The 22632-nt window shown below is 59.8% G+C and carries 17 protein-coding genes; 15 read left to right on the top strand and 2 right to left on the bottom strand.

Translation table 11 applies throughout. The features are described from left to right. Positions 1-85 precede the first annotated feature (85 nt). The 15 genes from KX928_RS14745 to KX928_RS14675 all read left to right on the top strand — a co-directional run bounded on the left by KX928_RS14745 (position 86) and on the right by KX928_RS14675 (position 18891). A complete protein-coding gene (locus KX928_RS14745) occupies positions 86-1213 on the top strand; it encodes a hypothetical protein (protein WP_219504165.1) in 1128 nt (375 codons plus the stop codon). A gap of 67 nt (positions 1214-1280) precedes the next feature. Beyond that, entirely contained in the window at positions 1281-3215 is a 1935-nt protein-coding gene (locus KX928_RS14740) for an AAA family ATPase (RefSeq protein ID WP_219504163.1), read from the top strand. 65 nt (positions 3216-3280) lie between these two features. Beyond that, the gene (locus tag KX928_RS14735) at positions 3281-4600 is read left to right on the top strand and encodes a DUF6638 family protein (protein WP_219504161.1); all 1320 of its coding nucleotides are present in this window, start codon (positions 3281-3283) and stop codon (positions 4598-4600) included. A 131-nt stretch (positions 4601-4731) separates the two neighbouring features. Next, positions 4732-5379, top strand: coding sequence for a DUF1523 family protein (locus tag KX928_RS14730; protein WP_219504159.1), 648 nt, complete (start codon positions 4732-4734; stop codon positions 5377-5379). A 338-nt stretch (positions 5380-5717) separates the two neighbouring features. After that, entirely contained in the window at positions 5718-7268 is a 1551-nt protein-coding gene (locus KX928_RS14725) for a glycoside hydrolase family protein (protein ID WP_219504145.1), read from the top strand. Next, positions 7265-8023: an HAD-IIB family hydrolase gene (locus KX928_RS14720; RefSeq protein ID WP_219504141.1), complete on the top strand. Its 759-nt coding sequence runs from the start codon at positions 7265-7267 to the stop codon at positions 8021-8023. The genes KX928_RS14725 and KX928_RS14720 overlap by 4 nt, the downstream gene beginning before the upstream one ends. 50 nt (positions 8024-8073) lie before the next feature. After that, on the top strand, positions 8074-9321 hold the full coding sequence (locus KX928_RS14715; protein ID WP_219504139.1) for a glycosyltransferase: 1248 nt from the start codon (positions 8074-8076) through the stop codon (positions 9319-9321). A 282-nt stretch (positions 9322-9603) separates the two neighbouring features. Further along, the gene (locus KX928_RS14710; protein WP_219504137.1) at positions 9604-10524 is read left to right on the top strand and encodes an SMP-30/gluconolactonase/LRE family protein; all 921 of its coding nucleotides are present in this window, start codon (positions 9604-9606) and stop codon (positions 10522-10524) included. Between the two features lie 22 nt (positions 10525-10546). Continuing rightward, positions 10547-11407 carry an FAD binding domain-containing protein gene (locus KX928_RS14705; protein ID WP_219504134.1) on the top strand — a complete coding sequence of 287 codons (861 nt, stop codon included), beginning with the start codon at positions 10547-10549 and terminating at the stop codon, positions 11405-11407. A 31-nt stretch (positions 11408-11438) separates the two neighbouring features. Beyond that, positions 11439-11942, top strand: coding sequence for a (2Fe-2S)-binding protein (locus tag KX928_RS14700; RefSeq protein ID WP_219504131.1), 504 nt, complete (start codon positions 11439-11441; stop codon positions 11940-11942). Between the two features lie 18 nt (positions 11943-11960). After that, on the top strand, positions 11961-14441 hold the full coding sequence (locus tag KX928_RS14695) for a xanthine dehydrogenase family protein molybdopterin-binding subunit (protein ID WP_219504128.1): 2481 nt from the start codon (positions 11961-11963) through the stop codon (positions 14439-14441). Positions 14442-14449: 8 nt separating this feature from the next. Then, the gene (gene kce, locus KX928_RS14690) at positions 14450-15376 is read left to right on the top strand and encodes a 3,5-dioxohexanoate:acetyl-CoA acetone transferase (protein WP_219504126.1); all 927 of its coding nucleotides are present in this window, start codon (positions 14450-14452) and stop codon (positions 15374-15376) included. A 2-nt stretch (positions 15377-15378) separates the two neighbouring features. Continuing rightward, on the top strand, positions 15379-16083 hold the full coding sequence (locus KX928_RS14685) for a TetR/AcrR family transcriptional regulator (RefSeq protein WP_219504123.1): 705 nt from the start codon (positions 15379-15381) through the stop codon (positions 16081-16083). A 16-nt stretch (positions 16084-16099) separates the two neighbouring features. After that, complete coding sequence (locus KX928_RS14680) at positions 16100-16501, top strand: thioesterase family protein (RefSeq protein WP_219504120.1); 402 nt, start codon at positions 16100-16102, stop codon at positions 16499-16501. Next, positions 16498-18891 (top strand): thiamine pyrophosphate-binding protein, encoded by a 2394-nt coding sequence (locus tag KX928_RS14675; protein WP_219504118.1) that lies wholly within the window; start codon positions 16498-16500, stop codon positions 18889-18891. Before KX928_RS14680 ends, KX928_RS14675 begins: the two co-directional genes overlap by 4 nt. A 340-nt stretch (positions 18892-19231) precedes the next feature. On the opposite strand, the gene KX928_RS14670 is transcribed toward KX928_RS14675, so the two are convergent. Together KX928_RS14670 and KX928_RS14665 are read right to left on the bottom strand one after the other, a co-directional pair. Continuing rightward, complete coding sequence (locus tag KX928_RS14670) at positions 19232-20428, bottom strand: winged helix-turn-helix domain-containing protein (RefSeq protein ID WP_219504116.1); 1197 nt, start codon at positions 20426-20428, stop codon at positions 19232-19234. Between the two features lie 491 nt (positions 20429-20919). Then, entirely contained in the window at positions 20920-21858 is a 939-nt protein-coding gene (locus KX928_RS14665; protein ID WP_219504113.1) for a ketopantoate reductase family protein, read from the bottom strand. Between the last annotated feature and the right edge of the window lie 774 nt (positions 21859-22632).

Here is a 22632-nt window from a genome sequence, read left to right as displayed (position 1 = left end):
GGTTGGTCTGCAGAACTGTTGCGATAGCGCATCTTCTTGTGGCGGAGCCAGGCCACTCCCCCCTGATCGGAGACGCCGACGCCGGATGACTGAAAGTGGTGCCCATAATAACGGACATATTGGGCTGTCCGATGTTTTCGCGTCACGCCGCTACTTTGCCAAGTTCGAGCGGATCACCGGGCATCTCGCACGCGTTGCGGCGGTCATGCAGGCCGAAGGCAGTCTGAGCAAGGAGGAGGTGGAAATCCTCACCGGGTATGTACAGGGTATCTCCTATACGTTTCGGGCTCTTGCGATGAAATACCTGTTGGTCGGGCGCGACACCGGTCATTTTTTCGGCTCGCTTTCAATGGACAGTGTCGAAAGCGGGTTCCCGGTTTTCAACGAGCTGCTCATCATGGCCAATGACGCACAACAGGCCGATCACCACCTGAGCAACATGCCCAGTGCACAGCGGCTCAAGGCACAGATGGTCGAGCAGATTATCGGCGAACGAGAGACCCCCACACGCCTGCAGTTCGCTCTGTCTCAACGGTTGTACTATGAAGAACTGACGAAGGGTTATCTTTTCTGGGCGCAAAACGATCCACAAGTCTACTGGCTGGGCGGGGTGGACGGTCGCCGCAGCTATCTGCTGCATTGGGCCGTCTATGACAGTCAGGTGAACCTGCCGACGATCTACCTGATGACTGTGGAGGACACAGGGCGAACGCCGCTGCCTCATGACGAACGCCGCTGGCCCGAAGCTCAGGCGCACCTGATGGGGCAGGCGCTTGGCGGGCTCAAGCTTCTGACCATCGCCAAAGGCTTCGACGAGGCATTTGACGATCTGCATCCCAAAAGGTTGCGCCGGTTACATGTGGGCCCGATGTATTCGCACACATTCACCCGCCAGACGGGCCCGATGCGCGACGTCCTGAAGGAGGCGATGGCCCCCGAAGGCCAGGACTGGACGCTCGCCTGGACGGACGAGGTGCTGGAAAGCGAACGTGTGATCGAGGAGCGCGCCGGCTGGTTCGGCAGGGTGGAGCGCGAGGTTTTCGCGCTTGATCCGTTCTCGGGCCGGGGCGTGGACACCGGGGCCACCCGTATGGAGCGCAGTATCATATTGCCTGAACGCCCGTATCAGGTGCTGGCGGAAAAAAATCCGCCGGGGTTCGCCAGTGTAACGAAGTTCGTGGTGAGCCCGGGTGGTCGGGTGCTGAGATATTGATTGGCCTGACGGGCCCAACAGGGCGCAAGTGCGTTGCTGGTAACTATTGAAGATCGGGGATGCCGAGATGAGCCTGACAGCCGACACGATGGAACTACGCGAAGAAGATATCGCCAAGCATTACGACGCAGCCGTCGCCATGCTGGATGGTTTTGATCACACGCCGCGCATTGCCAAGCCCAAGGAGACGCAGACCCAGGAACGCTCCAGCGGTGTTGGCGGCCGCCGGCGGTTCCGCAGCACCACGCCGGGCCTGGTGACCCGCGCGACCGCGCGTCCCGAAGGGGTGCACCTGATTGACCGTATCCGCTCCGCCGATGGCGACAACCCTTTGGTCAGCCCGTTGCAGGCCACCGTCATGCATCTGATGCGAAGGGCGCTGGCCATCGCACTGGCCGTGGGTGAAAACTACGCAGAGGCAACGGGGTTGTCGGACCTGCGGCGCAGCAATTTCAGCGGATCGCTGCCCGCCGGCCGGAAAACGGAATTCGCCGAATTCCTCGGGGCAGAAGCACTGGTTGTGGCGCATGTCTTTGCCAATGCCACCGCCTTTCTGCTTGGCCCGCATGGCTCCGAAGTCTCCGTTGAGGTGGGCGAGGTCGAAGAGGTGCTGACCGACAACGCGCAGGTGGCGCTGCACGGTGCCTTGTGGGAGTTGGATCAGGACATCGCGGCCCATGCCGATGACGATGCGCGGTTGGTGGGCACGGTGACGGCCTTTGCTGAACAGCTGATGGAAAAGATCGCGTTGCGCGCCCAGAACACCGGTCGGCTGGCCGCGTTCACCGGCGCCAGCTGGCGTGTCGAAGCGGATGATTTCACGATCCACGGCTTCACGCCCGCCTCCAAGGCGAAATCCTCCACCCTGACCATGACCTTCAAAAAACCGCATGAAGTTGTGGGCAACCATATTGCCAAGTACCAGGCGCTGAAGCTCTCGAAGATGCTGATGGCCTACGACTTCGAACGGCGCCTCAATCCATTTGCGGAACTGGGCGGTTTTATCTTTACCTTCATGGGAGATGGCAAACCGGGCACCGGCAAAACGACGCTGATTCAGATGATGGCGGGGCTGATCAACGATTACTGCCAGAATGCCGGCTATGTCTTTCGCTATCAGAATCTGAGCACGGACAGCATCGACAGCTACCAGGGCAAATCGGCGCAGAACGCAAAGGCCTTTATTAATACCGTTATTGATCCCGGTGTAATCGGCTTTGGCACCATTGACGATATCGACCAGCTTGCAGGCAAACGCGGCGACCGGCAATCAAGTGCGGGCCAGCTTGAGATCACCGCCGTGCTGATGGAAAGCTTTGCCGGGGCCAATACCGTGGTGCGTGGCAACTGCACCTTTGGCATGTTCTCGAATTACCCTGAAAACGTCGATGACGCCCTGCGCCAGCGGGCCGGTGCGCGGTTTCTGGTCGACGGGCCGATCACGCGCGAGGATTACATCGATATTCTCAATCTGCTGATGGGTAAAAACCACGATATCCCTCTGGGCGATCATGAGGCTTTTGCAGCCCAGGAAATCAAGAAGGCGGTTGCGGCTTCTTTCGAGAGCCACGCGCGCCCTCACGAAGACGGGCTGCTGCGGGTCTATGACGCGGTGGACAAGCAGATCGGCAAGCTCGACACGATTGCCAAACTGGGCACATACCTCAAGGCCATTCAGGAAGCGGACGACCGGTTCACCGGCCGGGCGATCAAGAACATCACCGACGCCGTCAAAGTCCGCGCGATGGATTTCGAACTGCCCGACGAATGGATGGAAAACCCGGATCTGTTCCTGTTCAAGGACTACGCAACCAAGATGGGCATGATCGAAGACCTGCGCCGACCAATCACCGTGGATATGGTCATTCAGGAGATCAACCGCTACGCCGACAGCGAGTTCCGCTATGCTGACAAGTCCGATGAAGTGGCGATCGAAAACGCGGTGCGCGAGATGGGACGGATGGAAGAGGCCAAGAGGCGGTATCTGGAGGGGAAGACGTAGGTGGTGGCTAAGTGTGTCATACCAGTCGCGGGGCTGGCCGTGTCGGCGATCCGAGGCGTACGCACATGAATCGCCTCATCAAATCGGGCCTGATGTTTGGCAATCTTGTGCATGTGGCGTCGCCCACGTTGGTGGAACGGTACAACCGCGCGCTCCGGCATCTGACGGGAAAAACCACCAAGCTTACGGATTTCTATGTCGACATTTCCGGATATTCCCCCGAGATCGGATTTGAGTTGGATGACCCGCTCTACCTCAATCACGCAGGTGTAAACCGGCAGTTTATCCTGCTGACAACTGATCAAAAACGCGCACCGCTGCTGGAGGCCAAATTCTCGACCTCGCGTGGAATCCTGCGCCAGTTCATTGAAGAAAATGAATCAGCGCTTTTCGCGCTCACGGCGCGTGATGCTGTTGCGGGCGAACTGATCAATTCAGTCTACGACATGTCGACCCCAATGCGCCTGCTAGATATCCGCCGGGTTCGGATCGAGGCCGACACGACGTCGGGTGCGATCCAGCAGGCGCAGAAGCTGAGCACCAAGGTGGAGACGTTCCTGAACGAAGAGGATGCCTGGTTCGATGACGTTCTGATCGCCCAGATGATCGCGCTTGCGGGTGAAACGGGCGATGTGGTGCGGAATCCGATTGAGCTTAAGGAAATGAGCTTTGACCAGCGCAATTACTGGTCTGACCATTTCGGCGGCGTGTACCTGTTTCAGGACGTGGATCACCCGGCACTGATCACAAGCGGCGAGAAGACTGTTCTGGAAGACCTTCCGATCAAATACATCTTTGATCTGTCGGAGCGCAACCGCATTGCCAAGTTCCTTGAATTCAATGACTTGGTAGAGCCCATTGCAAAGGCTCGCGGGGTAGATGCGGGCGCGATCCTGCGGCAAAAGATGGATTTCATTCTGGTCGATGCGCTGGCGGGCGCCGACCTGAACCTGACAGACAGGTCACGCACCGACATGCGCCGTCTCGTACGTGAGCATGCGGGGGAGCTGCCGGAGGAATTCCACACGCTGGCGGCACTGGTGAACTGGGCCGAGAACGACGGCGCTTGGCCCAGGATTTCATCTGAAGACCCGGCTTACTTCTATACTCTGCGTGCCAGCGATCATAAGGACGCGGATCTGGTCAACATGCTTCTGAGCGAGCTTTCGAGCAAGGACATCCGGCAGCTGTTTATCTGCCATAAGTCCCTTTTCTACAAAAAGTACGCGCGCTGGAGCGAGGCGAAAAAAGAGTATGTCGTCACGTTTCTGACCACTGAATACCAAAGGGACAAAACGGGCGCACGCAAGGCACTTTTCGGCCACAAATCACCTGTAAAGGACATCGTAGCGCGCGTCGGACCCTGGGGTGCCGTTAAAGGATAGACCATGTTGCTTCACATCCATCTTGTCAGTGTCAGCACCCTCGTTCGGACTGGCAAACGCGGCGTATCCCGCGCCTGTCTGTCGTGCTGCTGCAACGACACGGGCAGCTGATTATCCAAAGGACACGTGGCATGGCGTTTTTCAAATGGACATTCTGGACCTTGTTCTGGGTTTTTACGGCCACGGCATTTCACTATACGTTGCCGCAGACTGACATTGTCAGGGTGACCGGAACCGAAATCATCCGAAAAGACTTCTCCGGGTTTTCGCGCATTTTTTATGCACAGGCCGACAGTGGGGACAACGAGACTCAGAACCGTGATCTGCGATTGATCAACACGACCCGGGGAAACGGGCGGGTCATGGTCTATCGCAACGAAGATACCGGCTGGCGCTGGCCCCCCTACTTCAAATTCGACAGCTCGAACCTGCAGGCCGAGGCCAGCGAATTCATCTCGACCTATGACAAGCCGAGGTGGATTGCCGTGCGACACTACGGGTGGCGCAATCCCTTCTTTTCAATTTATACCAACGCCATCGGGTTTCGCGCAGTCGACGGCCCGGATGCCGGGAAAGGTTTCCCGGTGATGAATACGCTGATCCTGTGCTTCTTTTTCGGAGGTGTTCTGACCGTCTGGAAGCTATGGCATCGTTTCAGAACAGCGCGCATCGCTCCGATCATGGCAGATTTTCAGGGCGGCGTGGATGCTGCGGGAAAGGCCGTCGCGTCGCGGCGGTCACGTCTCAACCGCTGGCTCGATACCTGGCGCGCCAAGTGACCTGATCACCTCGGCAGTGCCTTATGTTGGTTGAGATGAGTACCTTCCGGGCATGGCATGGGAACGCAAACCTTGTGCGGTCTGAAGGACGCTACGGCGTTCATGAGATCCGGATCGACCGAACACCGGGGGGAGACGTTAAGCACGTAGTCCGGCAGTTGGCCACAGAGTGGTCGGCGCAACGCGGGTCTTGGGCTGCGTCGCTGACGGGCCACGGGGCGTCGAATCCGCCGTTTGCGGCGGCGCGGTGACAAATAATTGAGCGATGTCACCCAGCTGCGCCACTGCTTCGTTCGCTCCGGGTTGCATAACAGGGCGCCCCGGGACATTCTGCCAGCATGTATGCATCGCATGGATTCCTGCAGTCAGACATCGGCGACGTCGATGTCGTCTACGCTGATGGGCTATACCACCTGTTCCATCTGGTACTGCCCAACCATGACTTCATTGCCCACGCCGTCAGCAAGGATGGGATGACCTGGCGCCGGGTGACCAATGCCCTTTTTGTCGGCGAACCGGGCGCCTGGGATGACGACATGCTGTGGACCATGCACGTGACGCCAGATCCGGAGCGCGAGGGCGCATGGCGGATGTTTTACACCGGGCTGTCGCGGGGCGAATACGGTCGCGTACAGCGCGTTGGCATGGCGCGCTCGGATGATCTTTTTACATGGACGCGGTGCGAAAACGGATCTTACCCGCTGGAGATTTCCGGGCAATGGTATGAATCGAGCATCGATGAAGGCCGGAAATGGGTCAGCTTCCGCGATCCGTTCTTCTTTACCGATCCTGCGACGGGCGAAAGGCTGCTTCTTGCGTCAGGGCGCGTCAAACAAGGGCCGGTGATCCGCCGCGGCTGCGTGGCAGTCGCAAAAGAAACGGCACCTGACACGTTTGAATTCGGCCCGCCGTTTTACTTTCCCGGCCTCTATGACGATGTCGAGGTGCCCAACCTGCTTCATTTGGGAGAGCGCTACTACCTGATCGGCTCGATACGCGAGGATACCAAGATCCGGTACTGGCAGTCAGAGAATATTGGCGGCCCATACAAGAATTTCGCGGATAATGTCTTGCTGCCGAAAGGCAACTACGCGGCACGGATCTGCCGCGTGGATGACAGGTACCTTTTGTTCAATTTCTTTCAGCGCAGCGTGAATGCCCATGGGAAAGATGTGGTCACTCGCCTTCTGCCACCGCCCAAAGAACTGACGACCGATGATGCCGGGCGCCTGATGCTGCGCTCTTTCCAGGGTTTCGATGCAAATACCTACAGCCCCTTCGATGTGACCAACCCGGCTGAATACAGCGCGCTTTTTGGAAACCCGCATGCGTCGATCAGCGGTGATAACGGCAGCGTTCATGTGTCCTGTCCCAGCGGTTTCGAGGCATTTCTGCTGCCCGGTGAGCATGAGGATTTTCGCATGCGGGCGCGCATTCAACTGGAAGGTCTTGGCAAGTGCGGCCTGGTTCTGCGCTGCTCGGAAGAGGGCGACGGCTATTTCCTGTCGCTCGACCTTGTTAAAGGCTACGCCCAGATCAGGCGGTGGGGTGCAAACCCGCGCCCGGAATTCGAAAATGCGTTCGACTATGTTTCCCTGCAGAGCGGGAACTTCCTAGCAGACAACTCGAAGCGCGAGTGGCAAATCGAGGTCGTCGCCCACGGGACGTATATCGAGTTCTCGATCGACGGGCACGTGACCCTTTGTGTCGTTGACGATGCCTATGCAGTGGGGCGGGTTGGCTTTTACGCGGAGTCTGCCCAGCTCAAACTTGATAGCGTCACGATGGAGCGGCTGCGCCGCTCGGTCAGCGAGGAAGAGACGGTTTACACCACGACACGCCACCCCGAGTTGCGAATGCCCGCCGCAGACTTCCCCGCGACTTCATGAGCCCCCTCGACGCAGCACATGCACATCCTTGGCTTCTGGTCAGTGACATCGACGATACGCTTACTGGCGACCCTGACGCACTGCTCGCACTCGCTGACGCGCTGGAACAGGCCGGGGACGCGCTGTTACTCTCGGTAAACTCCAGTCGGCCCGCAGCAAGCGTTGCAGCCACGTTGGCCGAAGAATTTCCGGCAAACCTCAGACCCGCAGCGACGATAACCGCCCTGGGAACAGAAATTTCGGTCGGCGGGGCGCAGCTCGGTTCCTGGCAATCGCAGTTTTCTGGCTGGCCACATCGCAGGGTCTTCGAAATTCTATCGGAGCTGGGGCACGTGCCGCACGACAGCATTTATCAGACAAAGTACAAGGTCAGCTTCGCCGTTTCATGCGAGCAGTCGCAGGCCAATGCCCGGCGCGCGCTTTCGCAAGCAGGTATCGCATGCGAGATCATAGCGTCCGGCCCTGACGACTTCGACGTGATCCCGAAGGGCGCAGGCAAAGCGGCGGCAACCTTGTTTCTGGTCGGGCATTTCGGGGTGGACCGCGCGCGGCTTGTGGTCGCGGGCGACAGCGGCAATGATCTGGCGATGTTCCTTGCAGCGCGACATCGCATTGCCGTGGGCAACGCCCGACGGGAACTGATCGACGCCCTTGAACCGCGGTCATTCTATCACGCGCGCATGGCGCATGCCGCTGGTGTGCACGAGGGATTGATGCATTTCGGCGCCTTGCCGAACTGTGACGAGAAAACATAAACGCGGAGGGTGGGCAAAACGCCATGGCCGAAGGTAATTCAGGTTCACTCATGATAATTTCCCTTCACGGCTACGTGGCCGGCTCACCCGAGTTGGGCAAACCGGACACCGGCGGGCAGGTCGTGTTCGTGATGGAACTGGCCAAGCGTTTCGCGCGGCTGGGGTACAATGTCGATGTCATCACACGGCAGTTTGAGGATCAGCCCGCCCAAGATCGCATCAACGAAAACCTGCGGGTCTGGCGTATCCCTTTTGGCGGGCCGGAGTTCATCCGCAAGGAAGACATGCACGACTGGTACGGAGATTTCGTGTCGAACCTACTTGCCGCGATCCGCAAGCACGGGCTGGTTTATGACGTGGTCAACAGCCACTACTGGGACGCGGGCGTGTCCGGCCAGAAGGTCGCCGAGGAGCTTCAGATCCCGCATATTCACACGCCCCACTCGCTCGGTTGGTGGAAGGCGAAGGACATGAAGAGCCTGGGCGAGGGGAAGAAGGCAAACTACCGCTTCGAAGAGCGCATTCAGAAGGAATTCGTTCTGTACCGCAGCTGCGATCACGTCATCGCGACAAGCGAACAGCAGGTCCAGCTGATCGAGGATCACTATGATCTTCCGGGCGAACACATCACCATGATACCGCCGGGCATCGACGAACAGCGCTTCACCGCCGTCACACCGACACAGCTGGCAGAAATCCGGCAACGGCTGAACATGTCGCGCAACGATGTCTATGTCGTCGGTCGTGCCGCGACGAACAAGGGGTATGATCTGATCCTCCAGGCGTTGCCGCATTTACGCGCGCTACAACCGGATGCCCGGCTTGTTCTTGCGGCCGGGGCAAATTCCGAAGACGACAAAACGCTTATCACATCCTGGCAAAAACAGGCGGCCGAACTGGGCGTTGCGGATTTCGTCGATTGGCGCGGCTACGTGGATGATGACGATCTGGCAGATTATTATCGCGCACCCGGTGTCTTTGCGCTCCCATCGCGCTACGAACCTTTCGGGATGACCGCCGTAGAGGCGATGTCGAGCGGCACGCCAACAGTTCTGACAACCCGCGGTGGCCTCTTTGAGCAGGTCGAGTTTGGCCGTCACGCGCTGGTCGCCGATCCAACACGCCCACAGGAATTCGCGGCGATGGTAAACATGCCAATGCAACATCCGTGGTTACGCGAAAAGCTGATGGTTGAAGGCGCGCGCTTCGCACGGCGGACTTTCGGCTGGACCGGTATCGCGCGCCGGACTGTCGGGATCTTTGAAAGCTTTCGGGGCATGTACCGTTCTGCACATTAGGACCGCTCGGCGCTCGTGTGCTTCTTGCTCAAATGAGCACGGAAGCGAGTGGCAGACGCTATTGAGTTTGTGCACCTTATTGTCTGATCGGCCTTCTTCGCGAAGCCCGCGACACGCTGGTTTTGGGGACTGGCCATTCCGCTATGATGACATGGTCAGAGACCTTTAAGACAGGGCTCGGATGTCAATCCGATCACGGGGCAAAAATTTATTTGTACGTACGTATAAATTAGTGTTAACTGATTTTAGCGGGTGAGTCGCCGATGTAAAAAGGATCTGGATGTGGCTGCGGACTTCACGATCGAATGCCTGATCAGGTGCGAAAACCACCTCGGCGAAGGTCCGGTCTGGGATGTTCAGACGGGCTTGCTCTATTGGGTGGACAGCACCGGGCCGCGCGTCGGGAAGGATGCGATTTGGCGGCTTGATCCACAGACGGGCAAGGTTAAGTCATGGCCTCTTTCAAAGGATATCGGGGCTTTGGCGCTGCGCAACGAAGGCGGTGCGGTGCTGGCGCTGGCAGACGGATTTTACACCTTTGACTTCGATACAGGCCGGGCCGAACTGATCGCTGCGGTTGATGGCGACCCGGCCCGCGCGAGGCTGAATGACGGAAAATGCGACAGAAGGGGCCGGTTCTTTGCCGGCGGTATGGATGACAAGGAAGAACTGGGGATTTGCGGATTATGGCGCCTTGACCCGGATCTTTCGCTGCACAAGATCGAAGACGGGATAATCTGCTCCAACGGTCCCTGTTGGAGCCCGGACGACCGGGTCTTTTACTTCGCCGATACATTCAAGGACGAGATCTGGGCCTATGATTACGATCTGGCCTCCGGAACCCCTGCAAACAAACGCGTTTTTGCCTCCACCAAGGAAGATGCGGGGTTTGCCGATGGCTCGACCGTTGACGCCGAAGGGCATCTTTGGAACGCCCAGGTCATATCGGGCGATTTGATCCGCTATGCGCCGGACGGCAGCGTAGAGCGCAAGATTTCCATGCCGGTGCGCAACATCACCTCGGTGATGTTTGGGGGCCCCGACCTTGAGGACATCTACGTGACGTCAATGGCGCGGGTATCCCATCCCGCGACGCATGACGGCTTTGCAAAGCAGTCCAGACCCCAGTTTGGCGCAGGAAGCCTGTTTCGCATTCGCGGATTGGGCATTCGCGGTGTGCCCGAACCACGTTTTGCGGGCTGACAGAAAATAGGGAGGGAAACACATGAAACCATCTGCGTTCCAATACGAGCGTCCGGAGGACTTGCAGGCCGCTCTTGCCTTGCTGGCATCGGGCGAAGACACCCGGATACTCGCTGGCGGGCAAAGCCTTGTGCCCATGATGAACTACCGGCTGGCGCAGCCGGACGTTCTGGTCGACATCAACCGGCTGAGCGAACTGGATTACATCAAAGACGACGGCGACGTTATTGCCATCGGAGCCTTGGCGAGACACGCGGCGATCAAATCGTCGTCCCTGATCCAGGCGCACCTGCCCATCATCGCGGAGGCCTACAGCTGGATCGCACATGCTGCCGTGCGCAATCGCGGCACGCTGTGCGGCAACCTGTGTCACGCGGATGCCGCGTCGGAAATGCCTGCGATCATGCAGATACTTGAGGCGGAAATGGTGGTGTCCAAGGTCGGGTCCAACCGAACCGTGGCGGCCCGTGACTTCTTTGTCGGCGTTTATGAAACGACCATTGAGGCGGATGAAATCCTGACCGAAGTGCGCCTTCCCAAGCCCGGCGCGGGCACCGGTTGGGGATTTGAAGAAGTTGCCATGCGCCGCGGTGACTACGCGTGGTGCACGGTCGTGGCGACGCTTCGATTAAGCGACGGCAGGATTGCAGAGCCACGCATCGCGCTGGCCGGGGTCGAAGACTGTGCAACACGTCTCGCGGCCGCCGAAACGGCTCTTAAAGGTCAGGCGCCTAACGCGTCCCTCTTCGACGACGTCGCGGAGGCGGCAGCCAAGGCGACACGCCCTTCCGCCAGCGCGACAAGTGATGCCGCCTACAAACGCGATCTGGTCCGTGCGCTGCTGCCGCGCGTGCTGAACGATGCGGTGGCGAGGTCCACGTGAGAAGCGGCCAATTCCGAGATGGAGGATGAGAATGACAAAACGATCGATTGAACTGACCGTCAATGGGCGCCTGCGCAAGGCGACCGTGCCGCCCCGAATGCTCTTGTCGGATTTTATCCGGCAGGAACTGTCATTGCCCGGCACCCATGTGGGTTGCGAGCATGGCGTTTGCGGGTCGTGCAACGTGGTGGTCAATGGGCAAGCCGTGCGCTCCTGCCTGATGTTTGCGGTGCAGGCCGAAGGGGCCGAGATCACGACCGTGGAAGGGTTGGCGCAGGGCGACGCCCTGCATCCGATCCAGCAGGCGTTCTGGGAAGAACACGGGTTGCAATGCGGTTTTTGCACGCCGGGGATGCTGGCCACCGCACAGGAGCTGCTGGCGCAGAATCCAGACCCCAGCGACGATGAAATCCGCGAGGCCATCTCTGGCAACCTGTGCCGTTGCACGGGGTATGAATTCATCATCAGCGCCATCCGCTCTGCCGCCGCAAAACTGCGCGAGGCCAACACAGAAACCACGCTTCAGCCCGTGTGACGCGAGAGGATTACAGCCATGTCGAAACATCTGAAAAGCAACGTCATTCCGCCCAGTCGTCAACGCGAGACACCCCGCACAGGTCTGACCTGGATCGGACAAAGCATGAAGCGGGTCGAGGATCCGCGTATCCTGTCGGGTAAGGGTGGGTATATCGATGATGTATCAGTGCCGGGCATGGCACATGCTGCGATGGTATCAAGCCCGCACGCACATGCGCGCATCATCCGCATCGACACCACGAAGGCCAAGGCGGTGCCCGGCGTGATCGGGGTATATACCGGTGAAGACATGGCAACGGTTGTAGAGCCTTGCCCCAGCTTTGCCTCACCGCCGATTACGCAACACGCGATGTCCGTTGGAAAGGTGCGCCATGTTGGCGAGGTCGTCGCCGCGGTGGTCGCGGAGGATCGCTATATCGCGGAGGATGCCGCTGACCTGATCGAAGTGGACTGGGAGGTCTTGCCCGCCAACGTCGATCTGGAAACGTCTGCGACCGCGACAGGCGACGCCTTGTTGCATCCTGACGACCGTGACAGCAATGTGGCGCTGGACGAAAGCTTCAGTTTCGGCGATGTGGATCAGCATTTTGAACAAGCCGACCATATCATCAAACGGCAACTGCGCTGGCACAGATCGTCGGCACAGGCAATCGAGACCTGCGGGGTCGTCGCGCAGTTTGATCCGTTCAAGGGTGGCTACACGATCCATTCCAATTCCAATTTCTACAATTTCATCCCCTTTGTGATTGGCGGCGCACTGCGCGTATCGCCGGGGGAATTGCGGATCATCCCCGTTCTGACCGGCGGCAGTTTCGGCTCCAAGGTTTTTAATCATAAGATTATCATCCTGACAGCGGGCCTGGCGCGGCTTGCGGGTGTGCCTGTGAAATACATCGAGGACCGGCTGGAGCATTTCACCAATTCCGACAGCCACGGCTCGGACCGGCTTTACGATACAGAACTTGCGGTGACGGAGGATGGCACGTTCAAATCGCTGCGGTTCACGGTGATGGATGACTATGGCGCATATCTTCAATTTGGCGTCGGTACGCACGGCAACGCAATGGCGCAGGTGACCGGCCCCTACCGGATTGAAAGCTTCGGCATGCGTGTGCTTGCGGTGCTGACCAACAAGACGCAGCAGGGGCCATATCGCGGGTTCGGATCCGAGGTGACGAACTGGGTTATGGAAAGAATGGCGGATGCAGCCGCTGCCGAACTGGGGCGCGATCCGGTAGAGCTGCGACTGCAGAACATGATTCAGCCCGATCAGTTCCCCTATATGATCCCGACCGGGAACATCTATGACAGCGGCGATTTCCAGAAGGTTCTGGCCGAGGCGCAAGCGATGTTCGATTTCGACGCGTGGCGCGACAGGGCCGCCGCCCTGCGTGCCGAGGGGCGATGCGTCGGCATCGGCCTCGCAACCTGTATGGAACGAAGCGTATACGGTCCAACCGAATGGTGGTCGCTGAACAACAGGGAAACACCCGGATTCACGCTGACCTCGACACCAGAAGGTATCACCGTGCGGCTGGATCCGTCAGGCAAGATGTTTGTAACCCTGAATTCGCCGATGGTGGGGAACTCTCCCGAAACGGTGGTGGCGCAAATCCTGGCGGAGCGTCTGACCATCGCGCCGGAGGACATCGTGTTCAATTATTCCGACAGCCAGTCGGGCTTTAACGGCGTTGGCCCGCAGGGCAGCCGCTTTACGGCGATGATCGCCGGTGCCTGCGTCAGCGCCTCCATCAAACTGGAGGAAAAACTGAAACGGTTCGGGGCGCACATGCTGCAACGCCGCCCGGAAGATGTTGAACTGCGCGACGGCAAGGTCGCCGTCAAAGGCCTGAAAGATCAGGAGAAAGCATTTGGCGAAATCGCGTTGACCTCCAGCTTCTTCCGGCTCAGCTTTCCCGATGGTGAAGAATTCGACAGCGGCATCGAGACCACGGCGGTGTATGATCACCCGCTTTCAACCGACCCGGCGGAAGACCGCAGCCATCTGGGGATATTTTACCCCATTGTCGGCCATATCTGTCACATTGTTGCCGTCGAAGTGGATCCCGGCACCGGAAAGGTCGATATCCTTGACTATGCCGCCGTTCATGACAACGGGACGATGGTGAACCCGCGCACGCTGGCCGGGCAGGTCTGGGGCGGCACGGCCAATGGTATCGGCACCACGCTGAGCGAGCAGTTTCTCTATGATGCGGATGGGCAATTCACCAATCCCAACTTTGCCGAATTCGCTATGCCGACGGCAAATGAAATGCCGCGCAACTTCAAGCTGGGCCATGTTGAGACCCCGTCGCCCTTTACCGAATACGGTATTAAGGGAGGCGGCGAAGGCGGCCGGCTTGGGGCGCCATCGGCGCTGACAAGCGCAATCGAAGATGCATTGTCTGACCGGGGTGTTAAAATCACCTCACTGCCGGTTACACCGCCCATTCTGCGCGGATTGATCCGGGACGCCGAGCAGGCAACAACCGGATAGGAGCCCGAATGTCGAAACGTCGCCCGGTCATCATTACCTGCGCCATCACAGGCGCAATCCACACGCCCTCCATGTCGCCGCATCTGCCTGCCTCTTCGGACACCATCATTTCTTCGGCCGTTGCGGCGGCGGAGGCGGGGGCGGCCATTCTGCATCTGCATGCACGCAATGACGAGACTGGACAGCCTGACCAGAGTATCGGGGGTTTTGGCCGCATTGTCCCACAGATCGCCGCGCAAACGGATGCCGTGCTCAACCTGACCACAGGCGGCAGCCCTTACATGACCGTGGAGGAACGTGTCCAGCCAGCAGAAAGATTTGCGCCGCAACTTGCCTCGCTCAACATGGGTTCGATGAACATGGGGTTGTTTCCGATGCAGAGCCGCTACCCGGATCTGGAGGGATGGGAAAAGGCGCATCTGGAAGACTCCCGGGATCTGGTGTTCCGGAACAGTTACAAGGATATCGACTATGTCCTGGACACCTGCCGGGACAATGGCACCCGGTTTGAGTTTGAGTGTTATGATACTGCACATCTCTATAATCTCGCGCATTTTGCTGACAAGGGCGCGGTCAAACCGCCGTTCTTCGTGCAAACCGTTTTCGGGTTGCTCGGTGGGATCGGTGCGCATCCCGACGATATTGCGCATATGCGTCGCACGGCGCTGCGGCTCTTTGGCGATGATATGGTCTGGTCCGCACTTGGGGCTGGCGCGCACCAGATGCGGGTTGCCGCGACCGTGGTTTCAGGCGGCGGCCATGTGCGCGTCGGGCTGGAAGACTCGCTCTGGGCAGGGCCGGGCGTGCTTGCGGCCTCGAACGCGGACCAGGTGACGACGGTCAAGGCCCTGATCGAGACGTTGGGGTGCCGCGTGGCCTCAGCAAAGGAGGCCTGCGACATATTGGCACTGCCTCCCCGACAGGAGGTTGAATAACCGTGCGACAGCAACTCCGCAGTCTGAATGTGATCCCGGAACCCGAAACAGCCCGCAAACCGGGGCGTCCCAAGGGGGGCCGGTCGGAACAGACCCGCGAACGTATTCTGGACGCCGCCGAACAGCTCTTTGCCGACCGAGGTTACGATGGCGCATCCATTCGTGACGTTGCATCGGTGGCGGGCCTGCAAATCCACTCCGTCGGCTATCATTTCGGCCCGAAGGAGCAGCTGTTTGATGCCGTGGTTGCACGCCGCGCCGATATCATGACCGCGTTGCGACGCGAGGCACTCGAGGAAGCAAAACAGCGGGCGGGTGATGGCGCAATCCCGATTATGCAACTGGTGCGCGATTATGTCAGCCCCTTCATCCAGTCCGCCAGCCATGGTGATGTCGGATGGCGCAACTACGCCGCCCTGATGGGCCGCCTTGCAAACTCGCCTCTCGGGACGGAGATCATCGCGCGCCACTATGATGAAACCGCCCGTGCCTATATCGCTGAACTGCAACGCGCCTTGGCTGGCGCCGAGCCGGAAGACGTGGTTGACGGTTTTTCGGCAATGGTTGCCGCAATGCTGGGTATCTGCGCCGCCACTGGCCGCCCTGAACGGCTGTCGGGGCGCGACGGGCAGCGCCCTCCCGAAGACAGCTTCGAAACGCTGGTGCGGTTTCACACAGCGGGTTTTTTAGCACTAACAAGCGCTTAGAGAGAAGGGCGGGCAGATGGCAACGACACTTGAAACCGGTGCGACGCATCACCTTCGTGGCAAAGTAGATGAAATGCGCACAGCGTCGGCTTTGGCGGGCGCTGGCGAGGCGCTGCCTTTGGTGTTCGGGACGCCATTTATGATTGCGGATATGGAACGGGCCTGCGCGGCGCTGCTCGCGCCATTTTTAGAGGATGGCAAAGTGTCAGTCGGTGCGCGGATCGAGGTTTCGCACACAGCGCCCACTGCGGTCGGCGGAGTTGTGACGGCTACGGCCCGATTTACCGAACGCGATGGGGCGCTTTACTGGTTCGATGTATGGGCCGATGATGCCGCCGGGCGCATTGGCAAAGGCCGCATCGCGCGCGCCATCGTCGATCAGGCGACGCTGCTTGCATCAGCAGGTTCCCGCATATGACCGATCTGACGCAGCTCAAGGAAATTGAAAGGAAGGTGCTCTGGCTGGCGTGTTGGACAATCCACAACGCCAATCACTTGCGCGACAGTGACGAGATCAAGGTAGGCGGTCATCAGGCCTCGTCCGCTTCGATGGTGTCGATCATGACAGCCCTCTATTTTGCTGTTCTACGGCCGGAGGACCGTGTTGCCGTCAAACCGCATGCAGGGCCGGTCTTTCACGCGATTCAGTACCTGATGGGCAAACAGTCTCGCGAGAATATGGAGAACTTTCGTGGCTACGGCGGCGTGCAAAGCTACCCCAGCCGCACCAAGGACGTGGATGATGTGGATTTCTCGACCGGTTCGGTGGGTCTTGGCGTGGCCATCACTGCATTCGCGTCCATGGTACAGGACTTTCTGATTGCCAAAGACTGGTCCGAGGTGACCGCGCCGGGCAGGATGATTTCTCTGATGGGCGATGCCGAACTGGACGAAGGCAATATCTACGAATGTCTTCAGGAAGGCTGGAAACACGGGTTGCGGAATACCTGGTGGATCATTGATTACAATCGTCAAAGTCTTGACGGAATTGTGCATGAGGGCCTCAAAGACCGGATTGCCGGCATCTTTGAGGCGTTCGGGTGGCGGGTCGAAATGCTGAAGCATGGTGCGCTGCAACGGGCCGCCTTTGCGGAACCCGGTGGCGACGCCCTGCGCACATGGATCGACACCTGCCCGAACTCGATCTTTTCAGCGCTGACGTATCAGGGTGGGGCCGCATGGCGCGCACGACTGCTGAACGAGATCGGAGATCAGGGCCCTGTGACCGCCCTGTTGGACCGTCGCACGGATGCCGAACTGGCCTGCCTGATGACCAACCTTGGCGGGCATTGCCTCGAAACCCTGACGGAGGCCTTCAATGGCATCTCCGACGACATCCCGACGGTCTTTATCGCCTACACCGTCAAAGGGTGGGGAACACCGCTGGCGGGACATAAAGACAACCATGCGGGGCTTATGACCAGGGATCAAATGGCCTCTTTCCAAGAGGACATGGGCGTGCGCACCGGCCATGAATGGGACCCCTTTGAAGGTTTGACCGGCGAGGCCGACGTTCTGAAAGAAGCACTGGGCCGCGTGCCGTTTTTCGCACATGGACCACGCCGCGCGTCGTCCGTTGACATCGTGGTGCCACCGATTGCGCCACCGGGCGACAAAGTGATCTCGACCCAGGCCGCGTTCGGCAAAATGCTTGATGGGCTGGCAAAGGGCCAGACGGCTCTTGCAGAGCGTATCGTGACCATGTCGCCCGATGTCACGGTTTCGACCAATCTCGGCCCGTGGGTGAACCGGCGCGGGTTGTTTGGCCGCACCGAGGTGGCGGACACGTTTCGCGCCGAACAAATTCCCAGTACCCAAAAATGGCGCTTCTCCCCCAAAGGTCAGCACATCGAGCTGGGTATCGCCGAGATGAACCTGTGCCTGCTGCTGGGAGCAGCGGGGCTGAGCCATTCACTGTTCGCAGAGCGTCTTTTGCCGATCGGAACCCTCTATGATCCCTTTGTAAGCCGTGCGCTCGATGCGTTGAACTATGCCTGTTATCAGGACGCCCGGTTTTTGTTGGTAGGCACCCCCTCCGGTGTCAGCCTCGCCTCGGACGGTGGCGCCCATCAGTCCGTTGCCACCCCGCTGATCGGTATGAGCCAGGATGGTCTGGCAGCTTTCGAACCGGCTTACGCAGACGAACTGGCCGTGATCACGGAATGGGCATTTGACTACATGCAGCGCGACGGAGATGCGGTGCAGGACGAACGCACGTGGTTGCGCGACGAAACCGGCGGCGCGGTTTATCTGCGGCTGTCGACGCGACCGCTTGAACAACCCACCCGGACCCTTGATCCCGGCCTGCGGCGCGGCATCGTTGACGGGGCGTATTGGTTGCGCCAGCCGGGACCAAACTGCGAACTGGTAATCGCGTACCAGGGCACTATTGCAACAGAAGCCATTGCCGCCGCCGGTCTGTTGGCCAACTCCCGTCGCGACATCGGGGTCCTCGCAGTCACATCGGCAGATCGCCTGAACGCCGGATGGCAGGCGGCGCAACGCGTCCGGTCTCAAGGCGACGCATCTGCGCGCGGGCATATTGAACGATTGCTGCAGGACGTGCCGCGTCACGCCATTATCGTCACCGTGATTGACGGACATCCTGCGACGCTGAGCTGGCTCGGTGGCGTGGTGGGTCACCGAACGGCGGGTTTGGGGGTTGAGCACTTTGGTCAGACAGGAACCGTGCTGGATTTGTATCGACATTTCGGCATCGACGCTGAGGCCATCGCGTCTACGGCGAGTGGTCTGTCACCCGGTCGCCCGTTCGGGCTGCCGCTGCGCCAATACGGAACTGGTTCGTAGGTGCACCCAAGCCGGGCAGCTATGTGTACGTATCGGTTTGCGCCGAATGCTGCGGGCGAAGGCCGACGTTGCCGAAGGGGCTGAAAGGCCTTGGTACGCGGCACCGCCATGGAGTATTGCAGAAGATGAACCGCGACTGCCTCGTTGCGGCGCAAACAAGCAGACGTAGAGTGTTCGGGCCGATGTAATGTAACCTTTCGATTGCACACTGCCGGTTGACATCGCGCGGGCATCGAACCGAGGCCAGATTGGTGCCTTGGGTTCGAACCGCAGCGCGGGTTCGCCACCCGGCGGCTTGCGGTGTATTCCAAGCAAAGACGGTAAAGAGTTGACACCCGGATCAAGCGGCCAGGACATCTGCCTGAAGACGCTTGAGCCGCGCGTCAGATTGCAACGACCGAAAACCCCCGTCCTTGTCAAGGATACAGGCATGGCGCCACCCGCGGAGGGCCAGAAACTCAAGGCGCTCCAGTGCGGCAGTGGTATCGCCGATCTGGCAAAGGCCCATTGCGCGGTAGTACTCCAACGGGCTGTCGTGATGTGCAACGCTTTCCAGTGCAGAGCGCGCGCCACGGTGGTCGCCAAGTTGTGCAAGCAGCGGTCCCAGCGCGTAAAGCGCACGCATCGAGTGCGGGTCTATCGCCAGTTTTGCCCGGACCTTGCGCAGCGACCGTTCGGCGTAAAGATGGCCCCGAACCGGATCGCTGTGCTGGTACATGCGAGCGGCCAGCAGGTCCGCGCCGAAGTCTTCCGGCGCCAGCGCAGCCGCCCTGATCGCCAGCGCCCCCGCCGAACGCTGCTCCCCCATGGTCAACAGCAGAATGGCGGCTTCCAGATGCAGCTCGGCATCCTTTGAACCCAGTGCCAGCGCACGTTCGAGCGACCGTCGCCCGGGTTCGATTGCGCCCATGGACACGCGGATGGCGGCCTCGGTCAGATGGGCATGGGCCAATTCCGGGTCAAGCCGGATCGCAGCCTCGGATTCCGCCAACGCGGCGTCCAGCAGCGTCTCGCCTTCGGACCAGAATATGTGACGTTTCAGCAGGGCCAGCGAATGCAGCGCCCGCGCCTCGGCAAATTCGGGGGCAGCAGCGGCGGCTTCCGCCGCCAGATCGACAAATGCGCGCTGCGATCCTTCGCCTCCGCGCTGGAAGCAGTCGCGGGCTTCGATGCACAGCGTGTAAGCGTCGATCGAGAAAAATGACCCGGGTTCAATGTCCGGTAATTCTCGCTCGGCGGTCCGGACGAGGGAGGACGCCGTCAGCCGATAGCCGCCGCGCGCGACCGTCGCGATCAGATCACGATTTCCAAGCTTGCGCCGCACCTCGGAGACAACCTGCGTCAGACTGTCGTCTCCGACTGTGACATTGGGCCAAACCCGGTCCAGCAGCCTGCCACGCGGCACCACGGCCCCGTTGGCCTTCACAAGGACCTGCAAAAGCCTGAGCGCCCGGGGCGAGAGCTGTTCTGTCCGACCACCTCGCTGCGCCGTTCTGGCGGCTACGTCAATCCGCCAGCCCTCAATAGAAAGCTGCATCAGATCACCAATAAATGACTTCAAATAGATCTCCGCTCTATATCTGCAGGAAGATGCTCAGAAAACCTCTGCCTGCAGGCACGCACAAAAAAGTGATAGCGCCATTTTGCTGCGCGCTGTCGAAAATGATTGAAACGCCGTGGTCATGTGCCCTCGCTTCCCATCCTGACGGGTTCGAAAGGCGCCCAAACCCGCGTACCGGCGTCATGTGTGTCCATCAACAAACCCGTCGGTCCAGTATGGCAGGAAAAGCCCTGCGATTGGCCCGACTGGCCTGGGTGCAGACCATTGCGGATGCCTTCGACTTCTGACGCGCAGTTCTTTCCGAGCCGCATTGGGTGTGAGCACGGTGTCCTTGCCGGAATACGCTCTCAATCCATTGTGCGCGCGGTGAGATGCAGGATTGGCCGGGGATCTCTGATCGCGGCTATTCAAGGCATTCAGAGCATGCCGGATTTGCTCAGGCTTTGACATGCGACAGGGGACGGGCATCACGAGGGCTCGGGTCGGACGGATCGGCCGTTTTTATGCGGCAGCAGAACCGCGTAGAGCGTATGGTTCGCAGGCACCTCCAGCCCGGCTCTTTTCGCCAACCGAACGGCGGCGCCCGAGATCCAGTCGATTTCAAGGGGGCGACCGTTTTCGAGGTCAATCGCCGTCGACGCCCGCATGCCCGGAGGCAGCGCCTGTGTATCTGCCCAGATCTTTTGCTCCGCGTCAGGGGGGAGGGCGACACCCAAGGCGCGACCGAGCGACGCCGTTTCCGCGACCACAGTGCGGAAGAGCCCGCCAAGGTAGGGATTGCCCGTTACGTCGCCGATCGTGCAACGGGCTGCTGCGGTGACACCGGATATGGCGGAAAACAGGACGAATTTCATCCAGACATCGCGTTCGATATCATCGGTTGGCGGGGCAGAAGACCCCGCGTCGTCGATCGCGGCGCGCAACGCATCAATACGCTTGGAGGGGCGAGTGTCGGTCTCGGCGAAGGTGAAGGCGTTGAACGCCCCGGTTTGTCTGATGACACCGGGCGCGGCGATGGTCGTGGATATCTGGGCCATGCCATTAGCGACATTCCGTTCCGGCAGGACCAGGCGCAACCGGTCCGCGGCCTCGACCCCGTTCAGGAAGGGCACGACAACCGTTTGGTCCTGCAGCATGGGCAGACAAGCGCGCGCGGCATCTTCAAGTGAATTGCCCTTGACGCCGAAGATGACCGCATCAACAGGCCCGACCTGCGCCGGGTTATCCGTGGCCATCCAGGGCTGAACCGTTTGCACGCCGGATGGCCCTTCGAGGGTCAAACCATTCTGCCGGATAGCGGCGAGGTGGTCACCCCGCGCAACCGTTGCAACCTCGTGCCCTGCCTTGCTCAGCCTCACGGCGAGAAAACCGCCTATGCCACCAGTGGCCATTGTCGCGATCCGCATGGTACCCTCTCAAATTGCCCGGTGACATTTTACATGGAATTGACGTGCGTGTGTCGACGAATGACAATGGCCGGACATGCCTGTCAGGAGACCGCCGCTATCGAAGTGTCGGCCATCGGACCCCCATCGGGCGAATATCCCGTTGTCAAACGACGCGAGACGGCGACAGCTGGTTTTTTCGAACGCCCGCTGAGCGACCATGTGTTTGACAGAGCTGCACAGACCGACGGAAGAGGCTTTCGTTGCCGCATGCAGATGGTCGAAAATCAGGGTGCGCGTCGCAGGGTCAGTGCCACTGCCGACCCCCTCCGGCCGCCCGATCAGGACATCGAAGTCGATGGATCCCGCAGGCATATCTGCCAATCCGAGCGTTGCCGGTATCTTTGGCCGCATAGCGTCCCAGCGCGGAAACCGGTCGGACGCCTGCCTGTGGCCCACGGACGCCCGGTGATGCAAGGAAATGATAGGGATCAAGTGGATCATTGCTGACGTTTTCTCCTTGAATAGCGACGTAATGCATGATCTGCGGTGCGGTCAGACACGGGGTTGCAGCGCTGTGCCGTTGCGCCGCCTGTCCGTGCATCAGCGTAGACCTTGCTCGGATGAACTCATTTGAAGACGAGGCCGGTATACTTCCGCAGCGGCTTTCCCCGAATGACGCAACCGCCGGGCGACATGACCGAACCGCCGGGATGTTCGGACTGCGCACGAGGTCGTGCACCTATCCGTACCTCCCGACCGTCAGGCCGTCATGCGCGTGCACCAGCGCGCACC

The organism is Roseobacter insulae, assembly GCF_019375555.1.
In the GTDB taxonomy this organism is placed as follows: Bacteria; Pseudomonadota; Alphaproteobacteria; order Rhodobacterales; family Rhodobacteraceae; genus Roseobacter; species Roseobacter insulae.
The sequence above is the reverse complement of the archived record's forward strand: the minus strand, read 5'-3'. Positions and strand labels throughout refer to the sequence as shown.

Bases quoted from the DNA above. Each gene is read 5' to 3' on its own strand.
- KX928_RS14745 (WP_219504165.1), top strand. From the start codon at position 86: ATGACTGAAAGTGGTGCCCATAATAACGGACATATTGGGCTGTCCGAT.
- KX928_RS14740 (WP_219504163.1), top strand. From the start codon at position 1,281: ATGAGCCTGACAGCCGACACGATGGAACTACGCGAAGAAGATATCGCC.
- KX928_RS14735 (WP_219504161.1), top strand. From the start codon at position 3,281: ATGAATCGCCTCATCAAATCGGGCCTGATGTTTGGCAATCTTGTGCAT.
- KX928_RS14730 (WP_219504159.1), top strand. From the start codon at position 4,732: ATGGCGTTTTTCAAATGGACATTCTGGACCTTGTTCTGGGTTTTTACG.
- KX928_RS14725 (WP_219504145.1), top strand. From the start codon at position 5,718: ATGTATGCATCGCATGGATTCCTGCAGTCAGACATCGGCGACGTCGAT.
- KX928_RS14720 (WP_219504141.1), top strand. From the start codon at position 7,265: ATGAGCCCCCTCGACGCAGCACATGCACATCCTTGGCTTCTGGTCAGT.
- KX928_RS14715 (WP_219504139.1), top strand. From the start codon at position 8,074: ATGATAATTTCCCTTCACGGCTACGTGGCCGGCTCACCCGAGTTGGGC.
- KX928_RS14705 (WP_219504134.1), top strand. From the start codon at position 10,547: ATGAAACCATCTGCGTTCCAATACGAGCGTCCGGAGGACTTGCAGGCC.
- KX928_RS14700 (WP_219504131.1), top strand. From the start codon at position 11,439: ATGACAAAACGATCGATTGAACTGACCGTCAATGGGCGCCTGCGCAAG.
- KX928_RS14695 (WP_219504128.1), top strand. From the start codon at position 11,961: ATGTCGAAACATCTGAAAAGCAACGTCATTCCGCCCAGTCGTCAACGC.
- kce (WP_219504126.1), top strand. From the start codon at position 14,450: ATGTCGAAACGTCGCCCGGTCATCATTACCTGCGCCATCACAGGCGCA.
- KX928_RS14680 (WP_219504120.1), top strand. From the start codon at position 16,100: ATGGCAACGACACTTGAAACCGGTGCGACGCATCACCTTCGTGGCAAA.
- KX928_RS14675 (WP_219504118.1), top strand. From the start codon at position 16,498: ATGACCGATCTGACGCAGCTCAAGGAAATTGAAAGGAAGGTGCTCTGG.
- KX928_RS14670 (WP_219504116.1), bottom strand. From the start codon at position 20,428: ATGCAGCTTTCTATTGAGGGCTGGCGGATTGACGTAGCCGCCAGAACG.
- KX928_RS14665 (WP_219504113.1), bottom strand. From the start codon at position 21,858: ATGCGGATCGCGACAATGGCCACTGGTGGCATAGGCGGTTTTCTCGCC.